Annotated in this window: 14 protein-coding genes; 4 read left to right on the top strand and 10 right to left on the bottom strand. The window is 70.9% G+C overall.

Annotated features, from left to right (window positions below):
• Positions 1-19: 19 nt before the first annotated feature.
• From ACIRB4_RS05550 to ACIRB4_RS05535, 4 genes are all read right to left on the bottom strand, one after another.
• Positions 20-1,291 (bottom strand): hypothetical protein, encoded by a 1,272-nt coding sequence (locus tag ACIRB4_RS05550; RefSeq protein ID WP_403288600.1) that lies wholly within the window; start codon positions 1,289-1,291, stop codon positions 20-22.
• Entirely contained in the window at positions 1,281-1,889 is a 609-nt protein-coding gene (locus tag ACIRB4_RS05545; protein WP_403288599.1) for a DUF6114 domain-containing protein, read from the bottom strand. Before ACIRB4_RS05545 ends, ACIRB4_RS05550 begins: the two co-directional genes overlap by 11 nt.
• A gap of 115 nt (positions 1,890-2,004) precedes the next feature.
• The gene (locus tag ACIRB4_RS05540) at positions 2,005-2,652 is read right to left on the bottom strand and encodes a DUF6230 family protein (protein ID WP_403288598.1); all 648 of its coding nucleotides are present in this window, start codon (positions 2,650-2,652) and stop codon (positions 2,005-2,007) included.
• Positions 2,653-3,237: 585 nt separating this feature from the next.
• Positions 3,238-4,203, bottom strand: coding sequence for a tetratricopeptide repeat protein (locus ACIRB4_RS05535; protein ID WP_403288596.1), 966 nt, complete (start codon positions 4,201-4,203; stop codon positions 3,238-3,240).
• A 287-nt stretch (positions 4,204-4,490) separates the two neighbouring features.
• Between ACIRB4_RS05535 and ACIRB4_RS05530 the strand changes: the two genes are divergently transcribed.
• Together ACIRB4_RS05530 and ACIRB4_RS05525 are read left to right on the top strand one after the other, a co-directional pair.
• A complete protein-coding gene (locus ACIRB4_RS05530; protein ID WP_403288595.1) occupies positions 4,491-5,120 on the top strand; it encodes a TetR/AcrR family transcriptional regulator in 630 nt (209 codons plus the stop codon).
• A 10-nt stretch (positions 5,121-5,130) separates the two neighbouring features.
• Positions 5,131-5,556, top strand: coding sequence for a PPOX class F420-dependent oxidoreductase (locus ACIRB4_RS05525; RefSeq protein WP_403288594.1), 426 nt, complete (start codon positions 5,131-5,133; stop codon positions 5,554-5,556).
• A gap of 59 nt (positions 5,557-5,615) precedes the next feature.
• Here ACIRB4_RS05525 and ACIRB4_RS05520 read toward each other — a convergent pair whose 3' ends face one another.
• From ACIRB4_RS05520 to ACIRB4_RS05510, 3 genes are all read right to left on the bottom strand, one after another.
• Positions 5,616-7,316 carry a methylmalonyl-CoA mutase gene (locus ACIRB4_RS05520; RefSeq protein ID WP_403288593.1) on the bottom strand — a complete coding sequence of 567 codons (1,701 nt, stop codon included), beginning with the start codon at positions 7,314-7,316 and terminating at the stop codon, positions 5,616-5,618.
• 83 nt (positions 7,317-7,399) lie between these two features.
• Positions 7,400-7,732: a DUF3817 domain-containing protein gene (locus tag ACIRB4_RS05515; RefSeq protein ID WP_403288591.1), complete on the bottom strand. Its 333-nt coding sequence runs from the start codon at positions 7,730-7,732 to the stop codon at positions 7,400-7,402.
• Between the two features lie 54 nt (positions 7,733-7,786).
• On the bottom strand, positions 7,787-8,296 hold the full coding sequence (locus tag ACIRB4_RS05510; protein WP_403288590.1) for a MarR family winged helix-turn-helix transcriptional regulator: 510 nt from the start codon (positions 8,294-8,296) through the stop codon (positions 7,787-7,789).
• A gap of 154 nt (positions 8,297-8,450) precedes the next feature.
• Here ACIRB4_RS05510 and ACIRB4_RS05505 point away from each other — a divergent pair, with 154 nt between their 5' ends.
• Positions 8,451-9,482, top strand: a complete 1,032-nt coding sequence (locus ACIRB4_RS05505; protein WP_403288589.1) for a glycoside hydrolase family 6 protein — start codon at positions 8,451-8,453, stop codon at positions 9,480-9,482.
• Positions 9,483-9,545: 63 nt separating this feature from the next.
• Here ACIRB4_RS05505 and ACIRB4_RS05500 read toward each other — a convergent pair whose 3' ends face one another.
• The 3 genes from ACIRB4_RS05500 to ACIRB4_RS05490 all read right to left on the bottom strand — a co-directional run bounded on the left by ACIRB4_RS05500 (position 9,546) and on the right by ACIRB4_RS05490 (position 12,707).
• Positions 9,546-10,643, bottom strand: coding sequence for a LacI family DNA-binding transcriptional regulator (locus tag ACIRB4_RS05500; protein ID WP_403288588.1), 1,098 nt, complete (start codon positions 10,641-10,643; stop codon positions 9,546-9,548).
• A 13-nt stretch (positions 10,644-10,656) separates the two neighbouring features.
• Positions 10,657-11,568 (bottom strand): PfkB family carbohydrate kinase, encoded by a 912-nt coding sequence (locus ACIRB4_RS05495; RefSeq protein WP_403288587.1) that lies wholly within the window; start codon positions 11,566-11,568, stop codon positions 10,657-10,659.
• A gap of 137 nt (positions 11,569-11,705) precedes the next feature.
• Positions 11,706-12,707, bottom strand: a complete 1,002-nt coding sequence (locus ACIRB4_RS05490; RefSeq protein ID WP_403288586.1) for an SIS domain-containing protein — start codon at positions 12,705-12,707, stop codon at positions 11,706-11,708.
• A gap of 359 nt (positions 12,708-13,066) precedes the next feature.
• On the opposite strand from ACIRB4_RS05490, the gene ACIRB4_RS05485 reads away from it, so the two are divergent.
• Complete coding sequence (locus ACIRB4_RS05485) at positions 13,067-14,386, top strand: ABC transporter substrate-binding protein (RefSeq protein WP_403288585.1); 1,320 nt, start codon at positions 13,067-13,069, stop codon at positions 14,384-14,386.
• The last annotated feature ends 11 nt before the right edge of the window (positions 14,387-14,397 follow it).

Below are 14,397 nucleotides of genomic sequence, written 5' to 3'. Positions count from 1 at the left end.
GGGGTTTTCGTACGGCCGATCAGTTCGGTTCGACCGTGTTGCGCAGGCCGGGGACCTTGAGCGTGCCGCCGAACTGGCCCGCCTGGACGACCTCGACGTCGGTGAAGAAGGCGAACGGCACGTCGAGCGGCGGCGGGGTCTCCGGGCTGAAGGTGACCGGGATGATGCCGAAGAGGTTGCCCTTCAGCCGCTCCGTGTACATGGTCACCGTGCCGTTGCTCATGGTCGATTCGGAGCCCTTGTCGGACCTCACGTGTCCGGTGAGCCCGGGCGAGTGCACCGTGCGCTGGTGCAGGTCCTTGATGCCGACGCCGTCGCTCGCGGTGAACTTCAGCACCTTCTTGATCTTGCCGCTGCCGGTCTTCACCTCGACGATGCCGTGGTACTTGAGGCCCTTCAGCGTGAGCCGCGTGCTGTTCAGGATCCACGGCTCGTCCGGCAGCAGCGGGATGCCCGGCTCCAGTTCGGCCGCAGCGAGCGCCTCGGGGTCGGGCTCGGGGCACGGGAAGCGCGGCTTGGCGCCCTCGGGTATGTCCTCGTCCTTCTTGGGGTCGAGGCCCTTGGCGTCCTCCGGAAGCTCCTTGACCTCGGCGCCCACCTTGTCTGCGGCGTCCTTGATCGCTTCCTTGGTCCGGTCGGCCGGGGTGTTGGTCTTGGGGTCCGCGCCCGTCTTCGGAGGCGTCGTGGGAGCCGTGGTCGGCTTCGCGGTCGGGGTGGGCGATCCGGTCGGCGCCGGGCTGCTCGTCGGCGGGGCGTCCGGCCCGTCGAACACGTCCTTGATCTTGTCGCCGATCCCCAGCGGGTCGAGCGGGTTGACGCTCTTCGTCGGGGTGGGCGTCGCAGTCGGCGTCGGCGGGGCCGTGGCGGTGAGCCGCGGCACCGGGCCGGTCTTCGCGGTCTCGGTCGCCGAGGGGCTGGCGCCGGGTGCCGGCGTCTCCCGCCCTTCGGTGGCCTCCGGGTCCGGCGTGGCGCTCGCGCTCGGGGTCGCCGTGGGTGTGGGCGTCTCGGCGGGCTTCGTGGACTTCTCGGGCGTCGGCTCGTCCGAGCGGGTCACGCACGGACCGGGGGCGAAGGGGATCTCGTCGTCGGCGAGGGCCGGCTTGGGCGCCATGCCCATGCCCACGAGGACCGCCGTCGGCATGGCCGCCAGGGCCATGGCCCGGCCCGCGGGCCCCTGGATCTTGTTCAGCAGCGACTTGCGCGGGGCCGCGTGCCGCGGACCCTTTCTCGCCAGAGTGGCGTCGCCTCCAGCCGTCGCCGACTGCGCCGACCGCGTCTCGTCACCCCGCACTGTTCCTCCCGCCGTTGGCATCGATCGTCGTTTCGGTCGCGTGCGCACCGGGGCCCGGCAGCGGGCCCGGCTCCTGACCGGCGCGCTGCTCCGGGACCGATACGGCTCCGAAGGCGTGGACGCCCCCGTCACCCGGGCCCAGCGGCGGACCGTCGTACTCGTGCTCGCCCGGGACGGCCTCGGTCTCCTCGGTGGACTCCTCCACCGGTACGCCCGGGGCCCAGGAGGCGGAGAGCCCGCCGCCGATGAGCGAGAGCAGGAACCCGACGACGAGGCCGCCGAAGTTCGAGACCGGGATGGAGACGAGCGCCAGGACGATCGCCGCGACACCCGCGAACACCCGGACGACGGGCTGGAACCACATCGTCAGGCCGAGCGTGATGAGCAGAACGCCGATGATCAGCGCTCCGGCGCCGGCCGTGGTCGCCATGGCGAGCGTCATGTTGCCGAGCCGCATGTCGCCGTAGGGCAGATAGGCGATCGGCACACCGCCGATCATGGTGAACAGGCCTGCCCAGAACGGCCGGTCGCCCCGCCAGGCACGGAAACGCAGCCGCCAGTAGTGGAATCCGCGGGAACCAGTGGACTCGGCGCTCATGGAAAACAGCTCCCTGGAAGCGGTGTTGCTGAGAAAGATGGTGAACAGGAGGGGAACGGTCCCCGGAACGGACGGGGCCGCGCAGGACGGCCCCGTCCCTCAAGGAGTGCTACTCCTAGAAGCACTCCTTGGGAGCACCCGTGTGCAGCTTCAGCTTCAGGTCGGGAAGCTTGAAGGTGGCGGCGGTGGTCGCCCACGCCGTCTGCTCCACGCCCGTCAGCGTCGCGTCCTCCGCGCGCTGCGCGAAGCCGTAGGGGTTGGCCTGGGTGTCCGGCTGGATACCCGGCTTGCCCTTCGACTTCGGAAGCTGGCCCGCCGCGACGCCGATGTCGATGTTGCCGAACTCGGCGTCCGTCTTCAGCGAGGAGACATCGAGGTAGATGCCCTTCGCGTAGACCGGCTTCTTCTCCGCCGTGCCGGCGCGCAGCTCCAGGGAGACGTTGCCGATGAACGGAACGTCCGGAGTGACGACGGACTGGCACATGTTGGTGATCCACGCCTCGGAGAAGCCCGAGACGGCGACCGGCTCCGCGAACGGCTTGCCGTGCAGGTCCTTGCCGGACGCCACACTGCCGTACTGGACGAAGTCCTTACCGACAAGGCTGTCGGCCTTCACCTTGAACTCCTGGCCGGAGATGCTGAAGGACGCGGCAAGCGCGCCCTGGGCCAGGCCGACACCGATCGCGGCCGTCGCGGCCACGCTCGGCACCATGACGACGGCGAACCGCTTCCATCTGGTCCCGCCACGAACCTGGGACTTCATGAGAATTCCTCCTTCTCGGACGTACATCTCCGGAGGGGCCGGGGGCCCGTCCTGGGATGGGAGAAGTGCTACGTCCTCGGGAAGGAGAGCGCCGAGCATCGGGCACGACGCGCGTCCGAATCACCGGCGATCACCCCCGAGCGACAACCACTGGCCACGCCTTGCGCGCAACCTGCTGGACAGGCCCTGCCGGTGAGGGCAGGAACCCCCCTGTCCAGGACCGGCGCCACTGCCGCCGGTCCGCTCGGTGGGGACCCTCGCCGCGGGCCCGGGTGGTTGCCGGGCTGGTGCGGTATCGGACCGAGCGTCGCCGATCGTGGTCGATTCCGCGCCGGGGCACAAGGGGTTCGTTACTCACTGGTAACGGGTCGATAACCGCGTCGCGACAGGGCGATGTCGCGCGGCCACACAGGGTGCGGCCGACGCGCGCCATACACCGGGAGGAGGAGGTCGAAAGCCGGACAGAACGCCGGGTTCAACTTACTGCAAGTAACAGCGGCCGCGTTTACCAAGTTTTGGTAAACACGGCCGCGTTATGTCACTGTGTCGCCAAATCGGCGCCCTCCCGAGCGGGAGGGAAGGGGGTCAGAACAGCACGCGCGCGAGGGCCTGACGGGCCGCCGTCACCCGCGGGTCGTCCGGACCGATCACCTCGAACAGCTCCAGGAGCCTCAGCCGCGCGGCGTCCCTGTCCTCGCCCGCCGTGCGCCGCACGACGTCGACGAGCCGGCTGAAGGCGTCCTCGACATGACCGCCCACCAGATCCAGGTCGGCGGCGGCGATCTGGGCGGTCACGTCGGCCGGGTCGTCGGCGGCGTTCTTCCGCACCTGCTGCGGGTCCATGCCCTGCACCCGGGCGAGCAGCTCGGCCTGGGCGAGGCCCAGCTTCGCCTCCGGGTGGCCGGGGTCGTCGGCCAGCACGTTCTTGTACGCCTGGACGGCGCCGGCCAGGTCGCCGGCGTCCAGCGCGGACATCGCCGCTTCGAGCAGGGCGTCGTACGGTCCGGCCGGCACGGGAGCCGGGCCCGCCTCGCCGGCCTCCGCGTCCACGGCAATACCCGTGAGACCGAAGCGCTCCTCACCGACCTGGATCAGCTGGTCGAGCGTCTGCCGGATCTGGGCCTCGGGAGCCGCGCCCTGGAAGAGCGGCAGCGCCTGACCGGCGACCACCGCGAAAACGGCCGGAATTCCCTGGATGCCGAACTGCTGCATCAGCATCTGGTTGGCGTCGACGTCCACCTTCGCGAGGAGGAAACGGCCGTTGTACTCGACGGCCAGCCGCTCGAGAAGGGGGCCGAGCTGCTTGCAGGGCTCGCACCACTCGGCCCAGAAGTCGATGACGACCGGGACCTCGGCGGAGCGCTGCAGGACGTCGCGCTCGAAGCCGGCCTCGTCGACATCGATCACCAGGGCGGAAGGGGCGACGGCCGCCGCACCACCCTGCCGGGCGGCCTGGGCGCGCGCCTGCTCCGCCTTGGCCTTGGCCTCTCCGGCCGCCTTCACCGCGGCGAGGTCGACGACGCCGCTCATGGACATGTTTCGGGGCTGCATGAGTACATCCTCCCCCTTCCGCGCGCGTTACCGGTAAGCCATGGCTGAACCGTGCCGTCCGCGGCTCTCCCGCCGGAGTGCGAGGCGTACGGACACCACGGTTCGTCGTGTCGTGCGCACCGGGTCCCCACCCGGCGCATTGTGGTTGTCGCGGGGGCCGCTCAGACCCTTTCGCTACGGGTCGTAGCGTAACTGCACGGCCGGGGTCACGGGAAGGGGCTGTCCGTGAACCGTGTCACATCACCGGCCTCTGGCGCTCTACCTACCGGCGGGTATGGTCGACCTCCATGTGTAGCCGCACCAGCCCGCGCAGCCGGACCGGACGCCCTCGGTCCGTCGAGACCGACACGGCGATCCTGGAGGCGTGCCGCGCCGCGCTGGTCGAGCTGGGCTGGTCGAAGCTGACCATCGGGGACGTGGCCACCCGGGCCGGCGTCGCGAAGACCACCCTGTACCGCCGCTGGGGGAACAAGAACGAACTGGTCGTCGACGCGGTCGCCGTCCTCTTCGACGAGCTGGAACTGCCCGACCTCGGTTCCCTCCGGGCCGACATCGAGCATGTGGTGCTGCAGTTCGCCGCGCTCCTGCAGCGCCCCGAGACCCGCACCGCGCTGATGGCGGTGGTCGCCGAGTCCACCCGGGACGAGCCGCTGCGCGAGCGCATCCGCGGCTCGATCGTGGACCGGCAGAAGCGCCTGGTCCTGGAGGGCCGCCGACGGGCCCAGGAACGGGGCGAGCTCCCGGCCGACCGGGACCCGGAGACCATCGACGAGACCGACGACCTGATCTTCGACGTGGTGGCCGGCGCGGTGGTGCACCGCGCCCTGGTGAGCGCGGAGCCCGTCGACGAGGCGTGGGTCCAGCGCTTCACGGCCCTCCTCCTCGGCGGTCTGGGCGCGGCGGCGGCCAGACCCTAGGCTGCCGGGGGTGACGATCACTCTGAACAGCGCCGTGCGCGCGCTTCTGGACGACGCCAACCCCGCGGTCCTGGCCACCGTCCACCCGGACGGGTCCCCGCAGACGTCGGTGGTCTGGGTGGGCAGGGACGGCGACGACCTGCTGATCTCTTCCCAGGCGGGCCGCCGCAAGGTACGAAACATCGAGGCCGACCCGCGGGTCAGCCTGACCGTGTACGACCGCGAGGACCCGCAGATGTACGCCGAGATACGGGGCACGGCCACGGTCACCGAGGATGTCGGCCGCGCCTTCGCCGTGGCGATCGAGGAGGCCTACGAGGGCCCGGGCACGGGCCAGGGCTACCTCGACCTGCCGCCGGAGGTGGTGCGGGTGGTCATCCGCGTCACGCCGACGAAGGTGGTCGGCACGGCCGCGACCGCTGCCGCGGAGGAGTAGCCCGGTACGCGAGGGGCGGTACGGAGAGGTTCCGTACCGCCCCTTCGCGTCTCTCGTCCCTAGAAGCCCGGCGGCTCGGTGTAGACGCCCCACTCGTCGCGGAGCGCGTCGCAGATCTCGCCGAGCGTGGCCTCCGCCCGTACCGCGTCGAGCATCGGGCCGATCATGTTCGAGCCGTCGCGGGCCGCCGCCAGCATCGCGTCGAGCGAGGCGCGGACCCGGGCGTCGTCGCGGCGGGCCTTGCGGTCGGCGAGGACCCGGACCTGCTCGCGCTCGACCTCGTGGCTGACCCGAAGGATCTCCAGGTCGCCGGTGACCGAGCCGTGGTGGACGTTGACGCCGACGACCCGCTTGTCGCCCTTCTCCAGGGACTGCTGGTACCGGAAGGCGGACTCGGCGATCTCGCCGGTGAACCAGCCGTCCTCGATGCCGCGCAGGATGCCGGAGGTCATCGGCCCGATCGGGTGCTGCCCGTCCGGGTGGGCGCGCCGGCCGCGCTCCCTGATCTGGTCGAAGATCTTCTCCGCGTCGGCCTCGATCCGGTCGGTGAGCTGCTCGACGTACCAGGAACCGCCCAGCGGGTCGGCCACGTTGGCGACGCCGGTCTCCTCCATCAGTACCTGCTGGGTGCGCAGGGCGATCTCGGCGGCCTGCTCGCTGGGCAGCGCGAGGGTCTCGTCGAGGGCGTTGGTGTGCAGCGAGTTGGTGCCGCCGAGGACCGCGGAGAGGGCCTCCACGGCGGTCCGTACGACGTTGTTGTACGGCTGCTGGGCGGTGAGGGAGACACCGGCGGTCTGGGTGTGGAAGCGGAGCCACTGCGCCTTGTCGGTCTGCGCGCCGTAGACCTCCTTCATCCAGCGGGCCCAGATCCGGCGAGCGGCGCGGAACTTGGCGATCTCCTCGAAGAAGTCGAGGTGGGCGTCGAAGAAGAAGGAGAGGCCGGGGGCGAAGACGTCCACGTCCAGGCCGCGGCTCAGCCCGAGCTCGACGTAGCCGAAGCCGTCGGCGAGCGTGTACGCAAGCTCCTGCGCGGCTGTCGCCCCGGCCTCGCGGATGTGGTAGCCGGAGACGGAGAGCGGCTTGTACGCGGGGATGCCCGCCGCGCAGTGCTCCATGAGGTCGCCGATCAGGCGCAGGTGAGGCTCGGGCTGGAAGAGCCACTCCTTCTGCGCGATGTACTCCTTGAAGATGTCGGTCTGGAGCGTGCCGTTGAGCACGCCCGGGTCGACACCCTGGCGCTCGGCGGCGACCAGGTACATGCAGAAGACGGGCACGGCGGGCCCGGAGATGGTCATGGAGGTGGTGACGTCGCCGAGCGGGATGTCCTTGAAGAGGACCTCCATGTCGGCGGCGGAGTCGATGGCGACCCCGCAGTGGCCCACCTCGCCCAGCGAGCGCGGGTCGTCGGAGTCGCGGCCCATGAGGGTCGGCATGTCGAAGGCGACCGAGAGCCCGCCGCCGCCGGCGGCCAGGATCATCTTGTACCGCTCGTTGGTCTGCTCGGCGTTGCCGAAGCCGGCGAACTGGCGGATGGTCCAGGTCCGGCCGCGGTAGCCGGTGGGGTGCAGGCCGCGCGTGAAGGGGTACTCACCGGGCCAGCCGATCCGTTCGAACCCCTCGTAGGTGTCACCGGGACGAGGCCCGTAGACGGGCTCGACCGGGTCCCCGGAGAGCGTGGTGAAGTCGGCGTCGCGCTTGCGGGCCTTGTCGTAACGGGCCTGCCAGCGACGGCGGCCTTCCTCGATGGCGTCAGCGTCCATACCTCGAATTTACTAGGACGTCCTAGTAAATGTCGATGGGAAACCTCCGCACAGATGTACGGAGGTCTCGGGCCGGGCCTGGGTCAGGCCTTCGCGGGGGCCGACTGCGCGCCGCTGACCAGCGGAAGCGTCTCGCGGGCGACCTTGCGCTCGACGAAGAAGGCGGCGAAGGGAATCGTCCCGCTCAGCAAGATCCACAGGAGCTTGCCGAACGGCCACTTGGCCTTGGAGCCCAGGTCGAAGGCGAAGATCAGGTAGATGATGTAGAGGACACCGTGGGTCTGGGAGACCGCGAAGGTCACGTCCTCGCCCATGTCGAACCCGTACTTGAAGACCATGCAGGTGCACAGCACGAGCAGCATGACGGCGGTGATGTACGCCATGACGCGGTAACGGGTCAGCACGCTGGATTTCATGCCGTCGAGCGTAACGGCACGTTCCGGCCGATCTTCGTGCGGGCCCCTCCCCCGCTACCCCTCGTCGAAGTCCCCCGCCGCCACCCGCAGCGGCCGCAGCATCGCGAAGATCTCCGCGCACTCCTCCGCGTCGTACACCCCGAGGCCGAAGTCCATCGCCATCAGGTCCCGGGTCGCCGCCTCGACGACCTCGCGGCCCATCTCCGTGATGGAGGCGAGCGTGCCGCGCCCGTCGTTCGGGTTGGGCCGCTTGGCGACCAGGCCGGACCTGACCAGGCGGTCCACCGTGTTCGTCACGGACGTGGGGTGGACCATGAGCCGCTCACCGATCTTGGACATCGGCAGCTCACCGGCCTTGGAGAAGGTGAGCAGCACCAGCGCCTCGTACCGGGCGAAGGTCAGTCCGTACGGCTTGACCACGGCGTCGACCTCGGCGAGGAGGATCTGGTGGGCGCGCATGATCGAGGTGATCGCGGCCATGGAGGGGACCGGCCCCCAGCGCTTCTGCCAGAGTTCGTCGGCGCGGGCGATGGGGTCGAACGGGAGACTGAGCGGCTTCGGCACGCGTCGACCTTACCCACTGGTCACATGGTGGTCAGCCCCGTCTCGCCCTTCGGTCGCCCGGACTTCGGGCCGGGGCGCGGTGTCGCACCCCGGCGCCGGCTGACCGTTATGCCACGATGGCCGGATCTGTCCCGTACCCGACTCTGGGGGCCGGATGTCCCGTCGCACGCTCTCCCCCGCCCTCGCCCTGGCCCTGGCCTGCGGGCTGCTTCTCGCCGGGTGCGGCGGGGAGGACCCGGCCGGGTCCCCGGCCAGGGCTCCGGTCGGTGCGCCGTCGGCCCGCGGCGAGTCCATGGCGCCGACGGCCGACTCACCGTTCTGGGTCGACCCCGACAGCGACGCGGCCCGTCAGGTCCGGCAGTACGAGGCGCAGGGGCGTACGGAGGAGGCCGAGCTGCTCCGGCGGATCGCGGAGCGTCCGGTCGCGGAGTGGCCGGCCGGGGACGATCCCGTACCGGACGTCACCAGGGCGGTGCGGGGCGCCGCGGTCGACCGGCGGACGGTCGTGTTCGTCGCGTACAACATTCCGCACCGCGACTGCGGGATGTACTCGGCCGGTGGCGCGCGGGACGCGGGGGCGTACCGGGAGTGGATCGGCGCCTTCGCCGACGCCATCGGCGAGGCGAAGGCGATCGTGGTCCTGGAGCCGGACGCGGTGCCGCACATCGTGGACGGCTGCACGCCCGGGCAGTACCACGGTGAGCGCTACCAGCTGCTCTCCGAGGCGGTCGACCGGCTGAAGCGGCAGCCGAACACCCGGGTCTACCTCGACGCGGGCAACCCGGCCTGGATCGACGACCCGGGGAAGCTGGTGGAGCCCCTGCGGAAGGCGGGCGTCGCCGAGGCGGACGGATTCTCGCTCAACGTCTCCAACTTCCAGACCGACGACACCGTGAAGAGCTTCGGCGCCAGGCTGTCCGGGATGCTCGGCGGAGCCCACTTCACCGTGGACACCAGTCGCAACGGCGTCGGCCCCCTCGCGGGCGACCGGGAGGAGGCGTGGTGCAATCCGCCGGGCCGGGCGCTCGGCGTGCCGCCGACGGACCGCACCGGCGACGCACTGGTCGACGCCTATCTGTGGATCAAACGCCCCGGCGAATCGGACGGCCCCTGCCGGGGCGGCCCGGCCGCCGGCACCTGGTGGCCGGAGTACGCGCTCGGTCTCGCCCGCAGAGCCGAGGGATAGGCCGGATCGGCGGAAGGCCGGAGCGGCGGGAGGGCCGGAGCGGCGGGAAGGGCCGCCGCCGGTTCAGAGCGCGGGGGGCGGGGCGACCGAGGAGCGCACGACGAGGCGGGCGTGGAGCGTATGCGTCTCACGGCGGGGTTCCGCTCCCTCCAACGGGTCGAGCAGTACCTCCGCCGCCTTCGCGCCGAGTTCGCGCACCGGCTGTTCGATCATCGTGAGGGGCGGGTCCATGACCGCCGCCCAAGCGCTGTCGTCGAAGCCGATCAGGGACAGGTCGCCGGGGTACGACAGCTTCAGCGCCCGCACCGCCCGCAGCGCCCCCGTCATCGCGTCGGTCTCCGTACAGAACAGCGCGGTGGCGCGGTGGGGCAGGGTGAGCATGCGGACGACCTCCTCCGTCGCGTGCTCCTCGGTCTTGGGCCCGACCATCACCAGCTCGGGGTCGAAGGGGATGCCCGCGTCGTCCAGCGCGTCGAGGTACCCGCGCAGTCGCTCCCCGTCCGTCCACACGTTGCGGGCCGCGGAGGCGAGCAGTGCGCGCCGGGTCGCCGGCGCCTGGGCCAGCGGCGGCCCCCAGACGAAGCCGATGCGGCGGTGGCCGGCCGCGATGAGCGTCTCGACGGCTTCGCGCGCCACGTCCCTGTTGTCGATGACGACGGTGTCGAGGTCGAGGGAGCCGATCGCCCGGTCGACCAGCACGACCGGGACGCCCCGCTCCAGGGCGGTGCGGATGTGGGCGACCTCGCCGCGGCCGACCGCGGCCGACGCGATGATGACGCCGTCCACGCGCTTGTCGATCAGCACGTTGGTCGCCGCGATCTCCTCGTCGAGGTCTTCGTAGGTACTGAGCACGATGGTGTCGAAGCCGCGTGCGCGGGAGGCGTCGGAGATCCCGCGCACCATGCCCGCGAAGAACGGGTTGCCGATGTCGGCGACGACGACGCCCAAGGTGTGGCTCACGCCGGTCGACATACTCCGCGCCAGCGCGTTCGCGCGGTAACCGAGCTTCTCGGCCGCCGCGAGCACGCGTTCCTTCAACTCGGGGCTGACGTACCCGTACCCGCCGAGGGTGCGCGCAGCGGTCGCGCGGCCGACGCCGGCCTCGGCGGCCACCTCCGAGATCGTCGGCGGCGCCGACCGGCGGCCCCGGTCTGCTGGCATCGGTGTCCGTACCTCACTTCTCCTGGTCGAGGGCTCGCCACATGCTAGACACAGCCGACCGTCCGACGGGCCGGCCGTGGCCGAAAGCGCCCTCGACGAAGCACTGCTCGTACGCCGCGTCGGCTCCGTCGCGCAGGGCCCGTTCGATCACCTCCTCGGGGAGCGGGGTGTCCCGGGTCCATCCCGCCCGTACGAGGGAGACGGCGAAGCCGGCGAGGAACGCGTCGCCGCAGCCCATGGTGTCGACGAGCGGCTTCCCCCCGCCCGTTCCGCGCGCGGGTGCGGTGACGCGGCACCGGTCCGTGCGGGCGATCGCGCCGTCGACGCCACGGGTGGCGAGCGCCATTCCGGCACCCCGGTCCACGGCCTCCGCGAGGAGCGCGTGCGTGGCGGCCTCGTCGAGGTGCGAGCAGGACAGCAGGACCAGGTCCGCGTACGGGCAGACGCGGTCGAGGTAGGCGGGGGTGCGGTAGTCGTCCTCGCTCGACAGGTCGAACATGACGAGGGGGCCGGCGGCGGCGAGCCGAGGCAGTTCGCTCTCGCTCCGTGAGTACACGCCGGAGTGCACGAGGTCGAACGACGAGACGTAGGCGACCAGTTCGGGGTCGAGCCGGAGCGGTTCCCGTACCGTGACGCCGCCGCCGTTCCAGCCGAGGAACACGCGGTCGCCGTCGTCGACGCGCAGGGTGGACAGGCCGGACTCGCCCGCGCGGACGACGCAGTGGTCCGTGGCCACGTCCTGGGCGGCGATGGACTCCCGCAGAAAGCACCCGAGGTCGTCGTCGCCGAAGACCCCGAGGTAGGCGGACTCGACGCCCAGCCGGCGGGCGTAGACGGCCACGTTGACGCTGTTGCCGCCCGGATAGTCGATACCGCGGTCGACGAACCGGTCGACGATGTTGTCGCCGAAGCCGAGGACTCTCATGGGGGTTCTCCTGTGCGAGGGGCGGTGCGCCATGGAGCGCGGGGCCCGGACGGGGGCGCACGGTGCCGGGGGGTGAGCCCGCCGGGTCCGGCAGCGGGGCGACAGCCGGGGACGGCGGGCCCGTCGGTTCAGTCGGCTCAGTAGTCCATGACGCGGTAGTAGCGGCGCAGGTCCAGTGAGTGGTCGCGCACCCGCTCCAGGTGCTTGCTCACCCTGCCCATCACGGTGTCGAGCACGAGCGGCGCGAGGAGGCCGCGGAACTCGGGGCTGATGCCCTCCAGGGCGTAGTCGCGGGTGTCGAAGACGGTCACGTCGCGGGAGACGCGCTTGGCGAAGGCCTCGACGCGGTCCGTCAGGGCCCGGGTCTCGTCCTCCCCCTGAAAGACGATCACGCTCGTGTCGTCTTCGAGGAGTTCGAGCGAGCCGTGGAAGAACTCGGCGCTGTGCACACGGGTGGTGCGCAGCCACTGCATCTCCTCGAGGATGCACATGGAGTAGAGGTAGGTGAATCCCCACAGGTTCCCGCCGCCGACGAGGAAGTGGTAGTCGGTGTCCTTGTGGGCCTCGGCGAAGGCGCTCGCGGACGCGTCGGCCTGCTTCGCCACGTCGACCATGAGGCGCGGGACACCGGCGAGTTCGTCGGCGAGCTTCTCGTAGCCCTCGAACTCGCCCCGTCGTGCGAGCAGCCGGCCCATGAAGAGCAGCAGCTGCGGGTCGAACGGCCAGGCCTTCGGCTCCGACACGAGGGCGACGTCGACGTTCTTCGCGACGGGGGAATCGGCGTAGCCCGTGAAGCCGACCGTGCGGACGCCCTTGGAGCGGCAGAACTCGATGGCGGCGAGGCTGTCCTCCGTCGTGCCCGACACGGAGGTGAAGACGGCCACCGAGCGCTCGCCGAGCGCGGCATCGCCGGAGGCGACCAGCTCGGCGGCGATCACGGCCCGCACGGGGAGGGTCGAGCTGCGCCGGGCGAGGTGCTCGTACGGCCACATCTGGGCGTAGGTGCCGCCGGCGCCGACGAGGAGGAGATGGTCGACCCCCTCGTCCACGAGGCGGTCGACGAGCTCTTCGATGCGGGGGCGCAGGGCCACCGTGCTCGCCAGCTGGGAGAGAACTTCCGGCTCGTTGAATCCGAGCATCTTCGGGTCCTTTCGAGGAGGGTGCGGCCGGCGGCGCTGAGCGACCTGATACCGGTATCACGCGGGCCTCACGCTGGCACAAGAGATCAGGGCCGTCAACACCGAAGGGACTTCCGTACGCCGGGACTTCGCCCAGCACCCCGCATTCACCTGCGTATTCATGGAGATCTACAGACCTCCTACCGGGCGGCCCAGAGGTGGCGCCGGGCAGCTGCGCGGAAGTTCTCCGTCCGGACTCTGGTACCGGTATCAGATTCTCTGTACAGTCGCCGCACACAAGCGGTCCAGGTCATGGAATCCGCGGCGGATCCGAGGTGCCCGGCGGCACCGGCGGTCCCATCCCGAGCGAAAGGAAGCCCATGCGCGCTCGTGCAATGACGAGGTACGCGGCACTCTTCGGGGCCTCGGTGCTCGCCCTCACCGGCTGCTTCGCCGGACCGACGCGGGCACCGGCGGCCGATGTCGGCGCCGCGCCGGAGTTCTCCGGCACCTTGAGCATCCTGACCAAGTTCGCGGGAGACCCGCTCAGCCCCTACTTCGAGGACCTCGCCGCCGCCTACGAGCGGAAGCACCCCGGGGTGGAGGTGGAGCTCATCCAGGAGACCGACCAGAGCATCAAGGACAAGACCAAGACGCTCACCGCCTCCGGCGCCCTCCCCGACCTCTACTTCACCTGGGCCGGCAACTGGGCCGAGAACTTCGTCCGCGGCGGCCGGGCGGCGGACCTCACCGAGGTCATCGGCCCCGACACCGCGTGGGGGAAGACCTTCAGCCGGTCGTCCCTGTCCGCCTTCGCCCATGACGGCAGGTACTACGGCATACCCCTGTACAACAACGGCAAGTTCATGGGCTACGACAAGGCCGCGTTCGCCAAGGCCGGTGTCGAGGTTCCGGCCACCTTCGAGGAGCTGGTCGACAGCTGCGCCGACCTCCGCGAGGCCGGGCACGAGCCCGTCGCCTTCGGCAACAAGGACGGCTGGCCCGCGCTGCACTATCTGCAGCAGCTCTTCGCGTACAACGTGCCTGCGGCCACCCGCGAGGCGGACAGCCATCCCGGGACGGCGACCCTCGACGACCCGGGCTACCTCACCTCCCTGAGGCAGTTCAAGACCCTCGTCGACCAGTGCACCGACACCCGGGGCGGCACCAACGGCGTCCTCTACACCTCGGCGCAGGAGGCGTTCGGCCGCGGCAAGGCGGCGATGTACTACCAGGAGATCCTCGAGTTCGACAGCACGACCGCGGGCGGGACGCTCACGCCCGAGAACCTGGGGATCTTCCCGCTGCCCGCCCCGCGGGGCGCGAAGGGCGATCCGAAGGTGATCGAGGGAGCGCCGGAGGGCTACTTCGTCAACGCGCGGTCGCCGCGCGCGGCCCTCGCCGTCGACTTCATGAAGTTCGTGACCGAGCCGAAGAACGCCGCGACCCTCTCCTCACCGCCGTACGGCCAGCCCAGCACGGTGGTCGGGGCCGTCACACCGCGGACATCGAGCAAGGCCGTCTTCGAGGGCATCGAGCAGGTCAACAAGGCCCCCGCCCTGGTCGGCTGGCTCGACATGGTCACCGCTCCCGAGGTGGCCGACGCCTGGCTGGCCGGCGGCGAGGCGCTCATCAGCGGCGGCATGACTCCCGAGAAGGTCCTCGAGAGCGTGCGCCGGGCCTCCGCGTCGGCCAAGTAGTCCGCGCTGCC

The sequence above is a fragment of the Streptomyces sp. NPDC093600 genome, assembly GCF_044764755.1.
Lineage (GTDB): Bacteria > Actinomycetota > Actinomycetes > Streptomycetales > Streptomycetaceae > Streptomyces.
This window is presented reverse-complemented; position numbering and strand designations above follow the sequence as displayed.